This is a genomic window from Bradyrhizobium sp. FW305-F6 (assembly GCF_058782905.1).
In genome coordinates, this window is sequence record NZ_JBYSYD010000002.1 from 1789663 (window position 1) to 1806003 (window position 16341).

Sequence of the window (16341 nt, forward strand, 5' to 3'; positions counted from 1 at the left end):
GGCCGACGCGCTCTAAGAGCGCGGCGGGTGAGGGCTTTCTGCTCTAGGGGATTGTTCCGTTGCGGAGACACCCTCTCCCCCGCCCTCCCCCGCAGGCGGGGGAGGAAGCGCGCCGCCCTTGTGGCTAGCGCGCAAACACAAGCGTCAGATTGTTCGCGGGCATCTCGATCGCATCGAGCAGGCTGAGGCCGACTGCCTTTGCCAGCTTCTCCACGTCGCCGATGTCACGCACGCCCCATTCCGGATTGCCTTCGCGCAATGAGGTGTCGAACACCGCATTGCTGAGCGCGGTGTGCTTGCCGTCGCGCTTGAAGGGGCCGTAGAGGAACAGCTTGCCGTCGTTGCGCAGATATCGGCCGGCGCCGGCGAACAGGCCTTCGGCCACCGCCCAGGGTGCGATGTGAATGACGTTGGCGCAGAACACCGCGGCAAGGCTCGTCGGCCCCTGCCCGCTCTTCATCTCCGAGGACCAGTCGGGATCGGTGAGGTCGATCCTCAGAGGCGGGCGGATGTTCGGCAGGCCCGCATGCACGCGCCAGGCTTCGATGCTCTTGAGATGGCGCTGGTTGAGATCGCTCGGCCACCAGATCAGGCCGGGCGTGTGGCGGGCAAAATGAACGACGTGCTGGCCGGTGCCACTGCCGAGTTCCACGACATTACCGGTCGCACCGGCGAGATGTTTCTCGAGCGCGGCCCAGATCGGCTCGTAATTGCGATGGAAGGCCGGCGCATCGAGCCGGCCGTCCGACTCGACCCGGCCGCCATCCCTGCCAAATTCGACGACATATTCAGCCAAGTGACGTCCCCAAAAAATGCGAACCAGTAAAAGAAGCCGAAAGGGCCAAACGCCCGAGAATAATTTGCTAGCCCAAGCCCATCCGATGAACGAACTATCCCATCGGTTGCAATGCGGAGGATATTAACTCCATTTTGCCGCGTGCATAGTCTTGATTGTCAGGCTCTCGCCTTTGTGCTTTTGAACCATTCCGCAAACGACATCATCGACATACCGCTTTCGGGACGATGCCTTGACCGCCTTTCCTTGCAAGCCCGCTTCGCTTGCTGCGCTGGCCCTGCTCGCCGGCGCGGCGATCGCCCCGGCGGGGGCGCAGTCCGCAGCGACTGAGGGCCGGAAGCTCGCCTTCGATCGCGGCAAGGGCAATTGCCTGACCTGCCACGTCATCAAGGGCGGCGATCTGCCCGGAACGATCGGGCCCGAACTGAAGGACATCAAGGCCAGATACCCCGACCGCGACGAGCTGTTCGCAATCATCTTCGACGAGACCAAGCGCAATCCGCAGACCATGATGCCGCCATTCGGCAGAAACCGGATTTTGACCGAACAGGAGATCAACGCGATCGTTGATTTCCTGCAGACCCTGTAACGGCCCGCGGCCGAGGAGATTCGAGATGACCACGATCAGCGGCCCTCATGCGACGCGGCGCCTGATCCTTCAGGGCGCAGCTTCGGTCGCGTTGCTCGGCCTCGGCAATCTGCCGTTCGGGCCGGCGCGCGCCGCGGCGAACGACAAATATCCGGAAGATGCCTTCAAGCAGAAGAACGAGGCCGACGCGATCAAGGCGCTTTACGGCAAGACCGCCGAGCCGTCGGACAAGGTCAAGCTCGATGCGCCGGAGATCGCCGAGAACGGCGGCGTCGTGCCGATCTCGGTGACGACGACGCTGGACAAGGTCAGCTCGATCTCGTTCTTCGTGGCGGAGAACCCGAACGCGCTGGCGGCAAGCTACAGGATTCCCGACGGCACGATCCCCGCCGTCGCCAACCGGCTGAAGATGGCCAAGACCACCAGATTGACCGCGATCGTGGAAGCCGACGGCAAGCTCTACAGCGCGACCAAAGAGGTCAAGGTCACCGTCGGCGGCTGCGGCGGCTAAGCGAGGCAATTCGACATGGCATCCAGCATTCGCGTGCGCGCAACGTCCAACGGCGACATCACCGAGGTGCAGGCGCTGATCCAGCACCCCATGGATACCGGCTTGGTCAAGAATCCCAATGGCGAGCTGATCCCGGCCCACTTCATCCAGGAGCTGAAGTTCGAATGTAACGGCAGGGACGTCTTCGTCGCCGATTGGGGCACTGCGGTCTCGAAGGACCCCTACGTCAAGTTCAGCTTCAGGGGCGCCAAGAAGGGCGACGAGCTCAAGATCTCCTGGACCGACAACAAGGGCGGCTCGGACACGACCACCGCGAAGATCGCGTGATGAAACGACACGCCGCGATTCTGCTCGGCTCGGCTTTGGCCGCACTGGCTTGCGCAGCAACGGATGTGGCCGCAGCCGACAAGGTCGATCCCGTCGCCGATGCCAAGGCGTTCCAGAACTTCTTCTTCCAGAAATTTCCTGATGTGAAGCACGAGGATTTCGTCAACGGCCCGTATTCCATGGACGAGGGCTTGAAGCGGCAGTGGCAGGAGAAGGAGGAATTCCCTCCTTACGAGTTCGCGCTCGAGGCCGGCAAGGAGATGTTCTCGACCCCGTTCAAGAACGGCAAGACCTATGCCGACTGCTTCCCGAGCGGCGGCATCGGCATCCGCCAGAACTATCCGTATTTCGACGAGAAGGAAGGCAAGGTCGTCACGCTGGAGCTCGCGCTCAACCGATGCCGCGAGGCCAATGGCGAAGCGCCCTATTCCTACGTCAAGGACGAGATGGCCTCGCTCACCGCCTACATGGCCTATACTTCGCGCGGCAAGCCGATGGACATCAAGATTCCCGACGATCCGCGCGCGCTCGCGGCGTTCGAGAACGGCAAGCGCTATTTCTACAGCCGGCGCGGCCAGATGAATTTCTCATGCGCGAGCTGCCATGTGCAGAGCCCGGGCGAGCGCATCCGCGCCGAGACCCTGGCGCCGGCGCTCGGCATCCTCAACGCGATGCCGATCTACCGCTCCGAATGGAGCGGCATGGGCACAACCAGCCGCCGCTTCGTCACCTGCAACAGCCAGACGCGCGCGGTTCCGTTCGAGCCGCAGTCCGACGAATATCGCGATGTCGAATATTTCCTGTCCTACGTCGCCAACGGATTGCCGATCTCGGGACCGGGAGCACGGCCATGAAGCGGTCACTTGCTCTCGCCATGCTGCTCGTCTTGAGCCTTGCGCCATCCGCGCGCGCGGCCAATGAGGCGGACTACAAGGCGGCCTATGCCGCCGCCGAAGCCGCCTCCAAGGAGGCGGCCGGCATGCGCAATCAATGGACCGTGACCGTATCTGCGTTGGCGGCAGCGAAGAAGGCGGCCGATAGCGGTGATTTCGACCGTGGCATTGCGGCAGCCAAGGAGGCCGAGGCGCTGGCGAAGGCGTCGATCTTCCAGGCCACGTCCGAAAAAGAAGCCTGGAAGACGATGGAAATCCGCTAGATTGCACATAGGTGGAACAGTCGAGCTGCCGGAGTAAGATGAGATCACTTCAGCTTGCGCAACGAGGGAGGTGCGCTCCCTCTCCCGCTTGCGGGGGAGGGTTGGGGTGGGGGTGTCTCCACAAGCGAGGGCCCCAATGAGGAGAGAGCCCTCACCCGGCGCCATAGCCGATGCAGAGCATCGGCGTCTTAAAGAACGGCGGCCAGAAGGCCGCCTATGCCGACCTCTCCCGCACGCGGGAGAGGTTAAGCAAGCGATCCGCCGCCGCGATTTCCTGAAGAGTGCAGGCCTTGCCGCCGCGACGCTCGGCCTGCCGCGGCTGGCCCGCGGCAACGAGACCACCGGCATCTACGACATCGAGCGGTTCGGCAACGCGCGGATCCTGCACATCACCGACACGCACGCGCAGCTCAATCCCGTCTATTTCCGCGAGCCCAGCGTCAATATCGGCATCGGCGAGATGGCGGGACGGCCACCGCATCTGGTCGGCCGCGCCTTTCTCGAACGGTTCGGCATCCGCCCCGACAGCGCGGATGCTTATGCCTTCACCTGCGTCGAATTCGAGAAGTCCGCAGGCCGCTTCGGCAAGCTCGGCGGCTTCGCCCATTTGAAGACCCTGGTGGATCGCTTGCGCGCCGATGTCGGCGAGCGGCGCTCGGTGCTGGTCGACGGCGGCGATCTCTGGCAGGGCACGGGGCTCGCCAACGTAATGCAGGGCCGCGACATGGTCGAGGTCGCCAATCTGCTCGGCATCGAGGCGATGACCGGGCATTGGGAATTCACCTATGGCGAGCAGGCGCTGCGCGACAATCTCGAGCGCTTCAAGGGCGAATTCCTGGCGCAGAACGTGTTCCTGACCGAGGAAGCGGCGTTCAACGACGCGCCCGCCTTCGACAAGGCCACGGGACGCGTGTTCAAGCCGTCCACGATCAAGGAGCTCGGCGGGCACCGCGTCGCGATCATCGGCCAGGCCTTCCCTTATACTCCGATCGCGCATCCCAAGAGGTTCACACCGGACTGGAGCTTCGGCATCCGCGAGGAGGAGTTGCAGAAGCATGTTGATGCCTTGCGCGCGACCGACAAGGTCGATGCCGTCATCCTGCTGTCGCACAACGGCATGGACGTGGACCTCAAGCTCGCGGGCCGGGTCGCCGGCATCGATGTTATTCTGGGCGGCCACACCCATGATGCCGTGCCGCAGCCGATCGCCGTGAAGAATGCGGGCGGCACGACGCTCGTCACCAATGCCGGCTCCAACGGGAAGTTCTTGGGAGTGCTCGATCTCGCGCTCGACAGCGGCAAGGTCGGCGATGTCAGGTATCATCTGTTGCCGGTCTATTCCGAGCTGCTGAAACCCGATCCGGCGATGGCCGAGCTGATCGGCCGGGTCCGTGCGCAGCACGTGGCCGACTGGTCGGAGAAGATCGCGACACCGGACCGGCTGCTCTATCGCCGCGGCAATTTCTCCGGCCCGATGGACGAGCTGATCTGCGCGGCGCTGCGCAGCGAGCTCGATGCCGAGATCGCGTTGTCGCCGGGCTTCCGCTGGGGCGTCACCGCGCTGTCGGGACAGGCGATGACCATGGAGGATCTGCTCGCGCAAACCGCGATCGCCTATCCCGAGACCTATGTGCAGGAGATGACGGGAGCCGAGATCAAGGACCTTCTGGAGGACGTCTGCGACAACCTCTTCAACGCCGATCCCTACTACCAGCAGGGCGGCGACATGGTTCGCGCCGGCGGGCTCAGCTACACCTGCACGCCCGACGCTGCGATCGGCGCTCGCATCGCCGAGCTGAGGCTCGGCAACGGCAAGGCGCTCAACGCGAGCCATCGCTACAAGGTTGCGGGCTGGGCCTCCGTCAACGGCCGGCAGGGCGCGCCGGTGTGGGACGTCGTCGGCAAATATCTGCGCTCGGGCCGGATGATGCCCGAACGGCTCGGCTCCGGCGTCACGCTGAAAGGCGTCGAGGGTAATCCGGGGGTTGCAGGACGCGGATGATGCCCTCGAAGCTGTTCCGCTCGATGCTGCTGGCACTGCTCGTCTGCGCGACGGCGCTGCCCGCTCCGGCGCAGCAGGTGCCGCTCCAGGACAAGCCGTTCGCGGAGCACAAGATCGTGCTGCAGCTCTCCGATGGCGATCCAAACAAGCAGGCGCTGGTGCTGAGCGTCGCCAACAATCTGCTGAAGGCCTACGGCCCCGACAAGATCGCGATCGAAGTGGTGGCGTTCGGCCCGGGCATCGACCTGCTTCTCGCCGGCAGCCAGCGCCGCAAGCAAGTCGAAAGCCTGATCGCGCAAGGCGTACGCTTCGACATCTGCCTCAACACCGTCGATACGATCGCGCGGGAGACAGGCAAACGGCCGGAGTTCATCGAAGCGGCCACGCCGGTGCAGGTGGGCGTCGGGCAGATCCTGTTCCTGACAGAGAACGGCTACACGTTGGTGCGGCCGTAGGCGGCATCCCGAGTTATGATACTCCGCCGCCACACCAGGTGTCATTCCCCGCGGAGGCGGGGAATCCAGTACGCCGCGGCCCCTCCGTATTACACGAACGTCTGTGGATACTGGATCGCCCGGTCAAGCCGGGCGATGACAGTGGTGGGTGGGCGGCCGCGCCCGCAATAAGAATCTTCTAAATTTCATTGTAGACACAGTAAATTACTTCTCCTTCTGGCCCATATTGGAGTAGAATCCTCGAAATCAGTTCCACTGCCGGGCTTTCTGCCATGATCTTCCGCCAGCTCTTCGACAGCGTTTCGGGCACCTATAGCTATCTGCTTGCGAGCCGCGCCGGTGGCGAGGCGCTGATCCTCGACCCCGTGCTGGAGAAGGTCGATCGCTACTGCCAATTGCTGCGCGAGCTCGACCTCAAGCTGGTGAAAGCCGTCGACACGCATCTGCATGCCGACCACGTCACCGGCCTCGGTGAGCTGCGCGACCGCACCCATTGCATGACCGTGATGGGCGACCAGACCAAGGCCGACGTCGTCGCCATGCGCGTCGCCGACGGCGACAAGGTGACGATCGAAGGCATGTCGCTCGACGTGATGTACACGCCGGGCCACACCGACGATTCCTATTCCTATCTGATGGGCGACCGCGTCTTCACCGGCGACACGCTGTTGATCCGCGGCACCGGCCGCACCGATTTCCAGAACGGCTCGGCGCGCGCGCAATACGATTCGATCTTCAACCGCCTCCTGAAACTGCCGGACGAGACGATGGTGTTCCCGGCCCACGACTACAAGGGCGACACGGTCTCCACCATCGGCGAGGAGAGGCGCTACAATCCGCGGCTCCAAGTGCGTTCTGTCGACGAATATATCGAGCTGATGGCGAACCTGAAGCTGCCCAATCCGAAGATGATGGATGTGGCAATCCCGGCCAACATGCATGTCGGCCTGCATCAGGAGACTTTGGAGAAGGAAGGCCGCGCGCTCAGCGCGATCGAGGCGATTCGCAGCCTCGGCCGGCCCGACATCCTGCTGGTGGACTTGCGCGAGACCAACGAGCGGATGAAGCACGGCATGCTCGAAGGCGCGCTGCACACGCCCTACCCTTCCGTCGAGGAGAGCCTCAAGCCCGGCGGCATGCTGCGCGAGGTCGTGGCGGCTACGGGGCGGCGCGTCGTGTTCTTCTGCGCCTTCGGCGAACGCTCGGCGATGGCCGTGGCGGCGGCAAAGGACGCGGGACTTCTCAACACCGCCCATATCGCCGGCGGCATCGATGCCTGGAAGAAGGCGGGCGGGCCCGTGCTGCATTGACTTGCGATGGGTCGGGATCTGCACATATGTACCGGGTAGGAGCGGATGCAGCATCACCATCCGGGAAAATCATGGCCAAGATCGGCAAGCTGAGCGAGCCGCCCAGATTCGTTGACGACAAGACCGCTGAGAAGAAGCGGCCAGACAACGAGGCGCAGGTGCCACCGCCGCCCCTCGATGACGAGGACTATGAGGACGGTGATATGGCAACGCCCAAGCGCGACCGCTACGGGCCGGATGACGATCCGCTTTAAGTGGCAGCCTGCGCTCCACCCTTTGCTGTCGTCCCTCGCCCTCGCTAGCTGCCATGCGCCTCCGTTCATGGACAAATAACCGCTCTCCCCGATAGTTTGCGCCTCCATTCGGGAGTGAAACGGAACTGCCATGGTCGACGTTCTCGCCGCACCGCAGCAAGGCAAGGCGGACAGCGCGCTGCGCACGCTGACGGGAATCTCGATCGCGCATTGGGTCAGCCATTTCCATCTGCTGGTGCTGCCGATGCTGTTCCCGTTCCTGAAGGAGAAGCTCGGCGTCGGCTATATCGAGCTCGGCTTCTCGCTGACCACGCTCGCGGTCGTCTCGGGCCTGACGCAGGCGCCGACCGGCTATCTCGTCGACCATTTCGGCGCGCGCAAAATCCTCCTGATGGGGCTGACGCTCGGCGGCTGCGCGCTGATCCTGCTCGGCCTGCATCTCAGCTACGCCTCGCTGATCGCCTGCGCCGTGCTGCTGGGCCTTGCCAACAGCGTCTATCATCCCGCCGATTACGCGATCCTGGCCGAGCACATGGACGAGGCGCGGATGGGCCGCGCCTTCTCGGTGCACACCTTTGCCGGCTATCTCGGCGGTGCGGTGACGCCGGCGATCATCGCCGCGCTGGTCACCCTGTCCGGCGGTGTCGGCGCGCTGATCGCATCGGGCGCGGTCGCGATCCTGGTGGCGTTGCTGCTGATCGTGATGGGCATTCCCGAGGCCGGCGCGCACAAGACGAAGCCGGGTGGCAAGCACGCGCCGAAGCAGGCGGTGATCACGCCGGCCCTGATCACGCTGACTGCGCTATTCATGCTGCTCAGCCTGTCGGTCGCCGGGATCAACAATTTCGGCGTCGTGGCGCTGATGAGCGGATACGGCATTTCCTATTCGATCGCCAATGTCGCACTGACCGCGTTCCTCGGCGCCAGCGCCGCGGGCGTGCTCGCCGGCGGCTTCCTCGCCGACCACACCGAGCGTCACGGCTATGTCGCGGCCGCCTGCTTCGCAGTCAACGCAGCAATCGTGCTGCTGATCGCGCTGGTGACGCTGCCGGGCTGGGTGCTGACCGCCACCATGGCGACCGCCGGCTTCCTCTCCGGCGTGATCGCGCCCTCACGCGACATGCTGGTGCGCAATGCGGCGCCGGCCGGCGCTGCGGGCCGTGCCTTCGGCATCGTCTCCACCGGCTTCAACCTCGGCGGCATCGTCTCACCCCTGCTGTTCGGCTGGATCATGGACCAGAGCGCGCCGCATTGGGTGTTCGGCGCGTCGGTGATCTTCATGCTGGCGACGGTGGTGCTGTCGCCGTTCACGGAGCGGCGGACGGCGAAAGCGAATTGAGTGGCGCGGCGGCCGCTTACCCTCCCCTGGAGGGGGAGGGTCGATCGCGCGTAGCGCGAGCGGGGTGGGGTGATCTCTCCACTCGGGCACTATTCGTCGCGGAGAGACCGTCACCCCACCCCGCTACGCATTGCGCTACGCTTCATGCGTAGCGACCCTCCCCCTCCAGGGGAGGGTAAGAAAGAGCCCGCCCCGTCACGTCGGCGACACCGCGCCCTTCAGCGCAGCCGGCTGCGGGGCGGCGCCGCGGGTGAGCCTCGCCTTTTCCGTGTTTGGCCACAGCAGCAGCAGGCCGATCGCGCCGGAGCCGATCATGACCACCGCATTGATGGTAAAGCCGGTCATGTAGCCGTCGAGCATGCTGCCGGCGCGCTGGATCACGGTGCCCATCACGCCCGGCGCAAACATTCCCGCCAACGTGTAGAGCGCGCCGTAGATGGCGATCACCGCGCCGCGCTGCGAGACCGGGGTAAACTCGCCGAGCATCGGCGGGCAGACCACGTAGATCGCGCCGCAGAGGCCGGAGCCGACGACGAGCAGCGCGATCTGCAGGCCCGCGCCCTCGACATGCGCCATCGCGGCGAGGATCAGGCCGCCCATGATCAGCGGCACCGAGCCGAGCACGCCGCGCGAGATGCGCGTGGTGTAGCCCCGCGCCGTCATCACCTGCGAGATCCAGCCGGTGAGGAGGACGATGGTGGCGCCGAACACCCAGGGCAGGACCGAGATGATGCCGGCCTCGCTCTGCGAGAAGCCGAGGCCCTGGACGATGAAGGGCGTGAACCAGGTGAGGCCGAGCGACAGTGCCCAATAGGCGCCGAAGGTTGCAAACACGCAGCCGAGGAAGGTGCGCGAGGTCAGAAGCTGCACATAGGGAATCTTCGGCTCGGTGACGGCAAGGACCTCCGTGTCCTCCAGCGGCCCCTCCTTGCCGAGCGCGAGCCAGGCGGCGACCCAGATCAGGCCGACGACACCGAGCGCGCCGAAGGCGTAGTGCCAGGAATGGTTCACGATGATCCAGTTCAGCGCGGGCACCGCCAGGATGACGCCGAAGGCTGAGCCCTGCGAGAGGATCGCGGTCGGCAGCGTCCGCTTCTCGTCCGGGAACCATTTGTAGATGGCGTGGGCGGCGACCGAGAAGGCCGGTCCTTCGCCCGCGCCCAACACGATGCGGCAGATCAACAGCGTGGTGAAGGAGACGGTGCCGACCATCGGGAACTGCGCCAGCGCCCAGATCACCGCCATCGCCAGCAGCACCCAGCGCGTCGGCACCTTGTTGACGATAAAGCCGACGACCATGGCCGAGATCGAGAACAGGAAGAAGAACGATTGGCCGAGGAAGCCGAATTGCTCGGGGCTGAGCTTCAGCTCGGTCATGATCGGCACCCCGGCGAGACCGACGACGATCTTGTCGGCGAAATTCACCACCATGAAGAGGAACAGGAGAAAGGTGATGGTCCAGGCGCCTTGTGGCGTTTTGTTCGTCCTAGCCGCCGCGTCGGGCGTTCCCTGAGCGCTCATCATTCTCCCCGCATCTCTTTTCGGCACTTTTTTGATTTGGCCGTCTTGAAAGCTAACAGCGGCTGTACAACCAACGCAACCCGGCATTTCCGCAGCAGGTGTGCTACGCAGCAATTCCGTAAATTCCGTCCGGCGCCATTCATCGTGTTGAGTATCCGAAACCTCTCCAAGACCTTCTCCTCGGCCGGCGAGCCGGTCCATGTGCTGCGCGGCGTCGATCTCGACCTCGGACGCGGCGAACGCGTGGCGCTGACCGGCGAGTCCGGCAGCGGCAAGAGCACGTTGCTGCATTTGATTGCGGGCCTCGATGCAGCCGATGCCGGTACGATCACGCTCGACGGGATCGAGGTCACCAGGCTGTCGGATACGGGACGCGCCAGCCTGCGGCGCGACCACGTCGGCCTGGTTTTTCAGCAGTTCAACCTGATCCCGAGCCTGTCGGTCGCGGACAATCTCGCCTTCCAGGCCCGGATCGCCGGCCGGCACGATGCGGCCTGGACCAAAGAGCTCGTCGAGCGGCTCGGGCTCGGCAGCCTGCTCAAACGTTATCCCGAGCAAATATCGGGCGGCCAGCAACAGCGGGTCGCGATCGGCCGGGCACTGGCGACAAAACCCTTGCTTCTGCTTGCGGACGAGCCGACCGGCAATCTCGACGAAGCCACCGCCGAGGACGTGCTGGCGTTGGCGCGCGACCTCGTCGCACGCACCGGCTGCGGCTTCCTGATGGTGACGCATAGTCTGCATCTCGCCGCCACGCTCGACCGCCACGTCACCCTGCATGCGGGACGGATCGCATGAGGCGCGCGCTGTGGGTGCTCGCGGTGCTGCTCAGCCATTGGCGGCGTCACAAGATGCAGTTCGCAACGCTGCTGATCGGGCTGATCGCGGCGACCGCGCTGTGGAGCGGCGTGCAGGCGATCAACCAGCAGGCCCGCAATGCCTATGACCGCGCCGCCGCAACTTTCGGGGGTGCTCGCACGGCGATGCTGGTCGCGCCGAACGCAGCGACCTTTCCGCAGGAGTTGTTCGTCAAACTCCGCCGCGCCGGCTGGCCGGTGTCACCGGCGCTGGAGGGACGGATCCAGGTCAACGGGCGCTCGGTGCGGCTGCTCGGCATCGAGCCGGTGACGCTGCCAGTTGACGTCGGCAATGCGCCCCGGCTGGGGGCAGCGGATCTCAGCAGTTTCGTGGCGCCGCCCGGCCAGACGCTGGTGGCGCGGGAGACGCTGGCCGATATCAAGGAGGCGGAGGGTGCGGCGCCGCCGATCAGCAACGGCGCAGAACTGCCGCCCTTGCGCGTGCTGCCCCAGCTCGCGCCCGGCGTGCTGGTGGTCGATATCGGTGTGGCGCAGCGTCTCCTCGACAAGCCGGAGCAGGTCTCTCGGCTCCTGATCGGCAAGCCCAGGGGCAAGCCGGCGCCGCTCGCCAGCGTCGTCGGCGATCAGTTGCAGCGGATCGAGCCGAATGCCGAGACGGAGCTGGAGCACCTCACCGACAGCTTCCATCTCAATCTCACCGCGTTCGGGCTGTTGTCGTTCTTCGTCGGCCTGTTCATCGTCAACTCGGCCGTCGGACTCGCCTTCGAGCAACGGCTACCGATGCTACGGACCTTGCGGGCCTGCGGCGCCTCGGCGCGGCTGGTCAACACGGTGCTGGTGGTCGAGCTGGTGGCGCTGGCGCTGGTCGCCGGACTGATCGGGCTCGCTTGCGGCTATTTCATTGCGGCGGCGCTACTGCCCGACGTCGCGGCTTCGTTGCGCGGGCTGTATGGCGCGCAGATCCCGGGGCAGCTCAGCCTGCGCGGCGAATGGTGGCTCGCCGGCCTCGGCATCAGCATTGCCGGCGCGCTTGTGGCAGCCGCGACCAGCCTGATCAAGGCCGTCAGGATGCCGGTGCTGGCGACGGCGCAGCCGCGCGCCTGGCAGCAGCGGCAACGCCGCTGGCTGATGCTGCAGAGCATCGCCGCCTGCGCCATATTCGCGGTCGCGCTGCTGCTGCTTTTTTACGGCCAATCGTTGATCGCAGGATTTGGCGTGCTGGCAGCGCTGATGCTGGGCGCGGCGTTGATCCTGCCGGCCTTTCTCGAACTCATGCTGCTCGCCGGCCAGCGCGCCGCGCGAGGGCCGCTCGCGCAGTGGTTCTGGGCCGACAGCCGGCAGCAGCTCTCCGGATTGTCGCTGGCGCTGATGGCGCTGCTACTCGCGCTTGCCGTCAATGTCGGGGTCTCGACCATGGTGGCCACGTTCAGCCGCACCTTCCTCGGTTGGCTCGACGGGCGGCTCGCCGCCGACGTCTACATCAGCGCCTCCGACAATGCGCAGGGCACCGCGATCCGCAACTGGCTGAAGCAGCGCGGCGATGTTCAGGCGATCCTTCCGGGCGGACGCGCCGAGGCGCAGATCCGGGGCCAATCCGTCGAGTTGCTCGGCCTGCCCGATCACGCGCTGTACCGCGAGCGCTGGCCCATGCTGGAAACCGCACCGCGCGCCTGGACCCGGCTGGTGCCGGGCAACGCCGCCTTCATCAGCGAGCAATTGAGCCGCCGGCTGAACGTGCAGATCGGTGACGTCGTCGAGGTGCCGGCGCCGGGCGGGAGCTGGGAGCTCGATATCGTCGGCATCTATGCCGATTACGGCAACCCCAAGGGGCAGGTGACCGTGAATGTTGCCGCGCTGATTCGGCAGTTTCCGCAGACGCCGCAGACGCGGATCGGGCTGATCGTCGCGAGAGAACATATCCCCGGCTTGATCGCGGCCTTGCAGCAGCAGTTCGGGCTCGACGACCGCAGCGTCGCCGACCAGGCAACCGTGAAGGCGGAGTCGATCCGCATCTTCAACCGCACCTTTGCGGTGACGTCGGCGCTGAACGCGTTCACGCTCGGGGTTGCCGGCATCGCTCTGCTCACCAGCCTGCTCACGCTGGCCAACTCCCGCCTGCCGCAACTCGCGCCGCTATGGGCGATCGGCATCACGCGGCCACGCCTTGCCGCGATCGAATTGACCAAGACGCTCTCGGTGGCGCTGTTCACGGCGCTGCTGGCCGTGCCGCTCGGCCTCGTGGTGGCGTGGTGCCTGGTCGCGATCGTGAACGTGAAGGCGTTCGGCTGGCGGCTGCCGTTCCACGTGTTTCCGCTGCAGCTGATCGAGCTGGTCGCGGTGGCAATGCTCGCCTCGCTGCTTGCCGCGCTGCTGCCGATGATCCGGCTGGCGCGGATGCAGCCGGCGAACCTCGTCAAGGTGTTTGCCAATGAGCGCTGACGCAATCTCGCGGCGTGCCTTCGCCGGCGGCATCGCAGCCCTCGCGCTGACGCACCGCGCCGGCGCGCAGGGTTATGCCGGGCTCGGCGAGACGGCCGACGGGTTCGCCAAGGTGACGCCGGGAAAGACCTTCACCTTTCCCGGGGATCACGGACCGCATCCGGAGTTTCGGATCGAGTGGTGGTATCTCACGGCGAACCTCACAGACAGCAGCGGCGCAGCGTGCGGCCTGCAATGGACGCTGTTCCGCCAGGCGGCGCAGGCCGGGCCGCAAGGCGAAGGCTGGGCCAACCGGCAGGTGTGGATGGCGCACGCCGCGGTGACGCGCGCCGACACCCATCGCTTCTCCGAGACGTTTTCACGCGGGGGCGTCGGGCAGGCCGGCGTGACGGCCAAGCCGTTCGATGCCTGGATCGACGATTGGGAGATGAAGGCTGTCGGGCCCAGCGACGACCGCACCCTGGCGCCGCTGACGCTGAAGGCGTCCGGCACCGATTTCAGCTACACACTGACGCTCGAGGCCGATCTTCCGGTGGTGTTGCAGGGCGACGGCGGCTACAGCCGCAAGTCGGAACGCGGCCAGGCGTCCTACTACTACAGCCAGCCGTTCTACCGCGCCCGCGGCACGCTCGTGATCGATGACAAGCCGGCCAATGTCTCCGGCCAGGCCTGGATGGACAGGGAATGGAGTAGCCAGCCGCTCGATTCCGACCAGACCGGCTGGGACTGGCTGTCGCTGCACCTGGCATCCGGCGACAAGCTGATGCTGTACCGGCTGCGGCAGAAGGACGGCAGAAACTATCCGTTCGGCAACTGGATCAATGCCCGTGGCGAGACCCAGATGATCGCGGGCGACGACATCCAGATGATCCCGAAGGTTACGGTGGAGGTCGCCGGACGCAAGGTGCCCGTGGAATGGCAGATTGCGATCCCATCGCGATCGTTCGCGATCTTCTGCAAGCCGCTCAATGCCAACGCCTGGATGGGGACCGGATTCTCTTATTGGGAGGGACCGATCAGCTTTGGCGGCACGCATGAGGGCGTTGGCTATCTCGAGATGACCGGGTATTGAGGCGCAATCTCTTCAAGGGGGTTTGCGATGTATCATCTCACCGCTCTCGTCACGCTGCTGGCGATCGCGTTTTATCTCTTCGTCGCCATCAACGTCTCGCGGGTGCGGACGAGGACCGGCGTCAAGGTGCCGGCGATGTCGGGCCATCCGGATTTCGACCGTGCCTTCCGCATCCAGATGAACACGCTGGAATGGCTACCCATCTTCCTGCCGGCGCTGTGGCTGTTCGCGATCTATGTCAGCGACGCCATCGCGGCCGGGATCGGCGCGGTCTGGATCATCGGCCGCATCGTCTATTTCATCGGCTATTCGCAGGCGGCGGCCAAGCGCGGCCCGGGCTTTGCGATCCAGGGCATCGCCGCCATGGCGCTGTGGGTCGGAGCGCTGGGGGCGGTGGTGCTGCGGATGGTGAAGTGAAACACCCGCCTCCTGTCCCGGGCGCGGCGCAGCGTTTCACGCTGCAGCGCGTCCGGGACACGAGAGCGTCACTTCGTCAGCGGGCAGCCGCTTTCCTTCGCGGTGAAGAAGGCCTTGTCGCCGGGGACGGTGGCGAGCAGCTTGTAATAGTCCCACGGCTTCTTCGATTCCGAGGGCTTCTTGACCTCGAAAAGATACATGTCGTGGACCATGCGGCCGTTCTCGAGCACCTTGCCGCCTTGCGCGAAATCGTCGTCGACCGGCAGCTCCTTCAGCTTCTTGGCGACGGCATCCGGATCCTTGGTGCCGGCGGCCTTGACTGCCTTCAGATAGCTCAGCGTTGCCGAATAGGTGCCGGCCTGGATCATATTCGGCATCCGGCCGGTACGTTTGAGGAAGCGTTCGCCAAGATTCCGGCTCTTGTCGTTGACGTCCCAGTAAAAGCCTTCCGTCAGCACCAGCCCCTGCGCCGCCTGCAGGCCGAGGCCATGCACTTCGGCGAGCGTCATCAGCAGCCCGGCGAGCTTCTGGCCACTCGCGACGATGCCGAACTCGGACGCCTGCTTGATCGAGTTGGTGGTGTCGAGGCCGGCATTGGCGAGGCCCACGATCTTCGCCTTCGAACTCTGCGCCTGCAGCAGGAAGGAGGAGAAGTCCGAGGAGTTGAGCGGCACGCGAACCGAGCCGACCACCTTGCCGCCGTTGGCGGCGACGATCTCGCTGGTGTCCTTTTCCAGCGCGTAGCCGAAGGCGTAATCGGCCGTGAGGAAGAACCAGGTGTCGCCGCCGGCCTTGGTCAGCGCACCGCCGGTGCCGACGCCGAGCGCGCGGGTGTCGTAGGCCCAGTGGAAGCCGTAAGGCTGGCAAGCGTCCCCTGTCAGCCGCGAGGTCGCGGCGCCGACGACGATGTCGATCTTCTTCTTTTCCTTGGAGAGCTCGTGGATCGCGAGCGCGACCGAGGACGTCGTCAGCTCCGTGATCATGTCGACGTTCTCGACGTCGTACCAGCGCCGCGCGATCGAGGCGGCGAGGTCCGGCTTGTTCTGGTGGTCGGCGGTGACGAGCTCGACCTTCTGGCCGAGCACCTCGCCGCCGAAATCCTCGATCGCCATCCTGGCCGCCTCGACCGACCATTTGCCGCCATAGTCCGCGTAGACGCCGGACTGGTCGTTGAGGATACCGATCTTGACGCCTTGCGCGGAGGCCGGCGCGGCGAGAAACAATGTCGAGGCCGCTGCGGCCAAAAGTGCTGATTTCATCCGTTTATCTCCCAGCAGTCTTCTGTTTTGAAATCGCGCGAATAGTAGTGAAGAACGCCGTATGTGCCCATCCGTT

The 16341-nt window shown here is 65.2% G+C and carries 17 protein-coding genes; 14 read left to right on the top strand and 3 right to left on the bottom strand.

Annotated elements, in window-relative coordinates:
* Positions 1–124: 124 nt before the first annotated feature.
* Complete coding sequence (locus tag AC3WLX_RS19820; RefSeq protein ID WP_492337211.1) at positions 125–796, bottom strand: DUF938 domain-containing protein; 672 nt, start codon at positions 794–796, stop codon at positions 125–127.
* A gap of 232 nt (positions 797–1028) precedes the next feature.
* Here AC3WLX_RS19820 and soxX point away from each other — a divergent pair, with 232 nt between their 5' ends.
* From soxX to AC3WLX_RS19870, 10 genes are all read left to right on the top strand, one after another.
* Complete coding sequence (gene soxX / locus AC3WLX_RS19825; protein WP_492337212.1) at positions 1029–1385, top strand: sulfur oxidation c-type cytochrome SoxX; 357 nt, start codon at positions 1029–1031, stop codon at positions 1383–1385.
* Between the two features lie 25 nt (positions 1386–1410).
* Positions 1411–1896, top strand: coding sequence for a thiosulfate oxidation carrier protein SoxY (gene soxY, locus AC3WLX_RS19830; RefSeq protein WP_492337213.1), 486 nt, complete (start codon positions 1411–1413; stop codon positions 1894–1896).
* Positions 1897–1911: 15 nt separating this feature from the next.
* Positions 1912–2223, top strand: coding sequence for a thiosulfate oxidation carrier complex protein SoxZ (gene soxZ, locus AC3WLX_RS19835; protein WP_291627144.1), 312 nt, complete (start codon positions 1912–1914; stop codon positions 2221–2223).
* Positions 2223–3077 (top strand): sulfur oxidation c-type cytochrome SoxA, encoded by an 855-nt coding sequence (gene soxA, locus AC3WLX_RS19840; RefSeq protein ID WP_492337214.1) that lies wholly within the window; start codon positions 2223–2225, stop codon positions 3075–3077. The genes soxZ and soxA overlap by 1 nt, the downstream gene beginning before the upstream one ends.
* On the top strand, positions 3074–3379 hold the full coding sequence (locus AC3WLX_RS19845; protein ID WP_492337215.1) for a hypothetical protein: 306 nt from the start codon (positions 3074–3076) through the stop codon (positions 3377–3379). The genes soxA and AC3WLX_RS19845 overlap by 4 nt, the downstream gene beginning before the upstream one ends.
* Positions 3380–3515: 136 nt before the next feature.
* Complete coding sequence (gene soxB, locus AC3WLX_RS19850; RefSeq protein WP_291627147.1) at positions 3516–5381, top strand: thiosulfohydrolase SoxB; 1866 nt, start codon at positions 3516–3518, stop codon at positions 5379–5381.
* Positions 5378–5836, top strand: a complete 459-nt coding sequence (locus AC3WLX_RS19855; protein WP_492337216.1) for a DsrE family protein — start codon at positions 5378–5380, stop codon at positions 5834–5836. Before soxB ends, AC3WLX_RS19855 begins: the two co-directional genes overlap by 4 nt.
* Positions 5837–6108: 272 nt before the next feature.
* A complete protein-coding gene (locus AC3WLX_RS19860; RefSeq protein ID WP_291627149.1) occupies positions 6109–7146 on the top strand; it encodes an MBL fold metallo-hydrolase in 1038 nt (345 codons plus the stop codon).
* Between the two features lie 71 nt (positions 7147–7217).
* Positions 7218–7400, top strand: a complete 183-nt coding sequence (locus tag AC3WLX_RS19865; protein WP_492337217.1) for a hypothetical protein — start codon at positions 7218–7220, stop codon at positions 7398–7400.
* A gap of 130 nt (positions 7401–7530) precedes the next feature.
* Complete coding sequence (locus AC3WLX_RS19870) at positions 7531–8739, top strand: MFS transporter (protein ID WP_492337218.1); 1209 nt, start codon at positions 7531–7533, stop codon at positions 8737–8739.
* Positions 8740–8934: 195 nt separating this feature from the next.
* On the opposite strand, the gene AC3WLX_RS19875 is transcribed toward AC3WLX_RS19870, so the two are convergent.
* Entirely contained in the window at positions 8935–10260 is a 1326-nt protein-coding gene (locus AC3WLX_RS19875; RefSeq protein ID WP_492337219.1) for an MFS transporter, read from the bottom strand.
* 144 nt (positions 10261–10404) lie between these two features.
* Between AC3WLX_RS19875 and AC3WLX_RS19880 the strand changes: the two genes are divergently transcribed.
* The 4 genes from AC3WLX_RS19880 to AC3WLX_RS19895 are packed head-to-tail and all read left to right on the top strand — an operon-like array spanning position 10405 to position 15006.
* Positions 10405–11058 (top strand): ABC transporter ATP-binding protein, encoded by a 654-nt coding sequence (locus tag AC3WLX_RS19880; RefSeq protein ID WP_492337220.1) that lies wholly within the window; start codon positions 10405–10407, stop codon positions 11056–11058.
* Positions 11055–13517, top strand: a complete 2463-nt coding sequence (locus AC3WLX_RS19885) for an FtsX-like permease family protein (protein ID WP_492337221.1) — start codon at positions 11055–11057, stop codon at positions 13515–13517. The genes AC3WLX_RS19880 and AC3WLX_RS19885 overlap by 4 nt, the downstream gene beginning before the upstream one ends.
* Positions 13507–14589: a lipocalin-like domain-containing protein gene (locus AC3WLX_RS19890; protein ID WP_492337222.1), complete on the top strand. Its 1083-nt coding sequence runs from the start codon at positions 13507–13509 to the stop codon at positions 14587–14589. Before AC3WLX_RS19885 ends, AC3WLX_RS19890 begins: the two co-directional genes overlap by 11 nt.
* A gap of 27 nt (positions 14590–14616) precedes the next feature.
* Positions 14617–15006 carry an MAPEG family protein gene (locus tag AC3WLX_RS19895; protein WP_291624987.1) on the top strand — a complete coding sequence of 130 codons (390 nt, stop codon included), beginning with the start codon at positions 14617–14619 and terminating at the stop codon, positions 15004–15006.
* Between the two features lie 68 nt (positions 15007–15074).
* Here the strand turns inward: AC3WLX_RS19895 and AC3WLX_RS19900 are convergent, their stop codons facing one another.
* A complete protein-coding gene (locus AC3WLX_RS19900; protein ID WP_492337223.1) occupies positions 15075–16265 on the bottom strand; it encodes an ABC transporter substrate-binding protein in 1191 nt (396 codons plus the stop codon).
* Positions 16266–16341 lie beyond the last annotated feature (76 nt).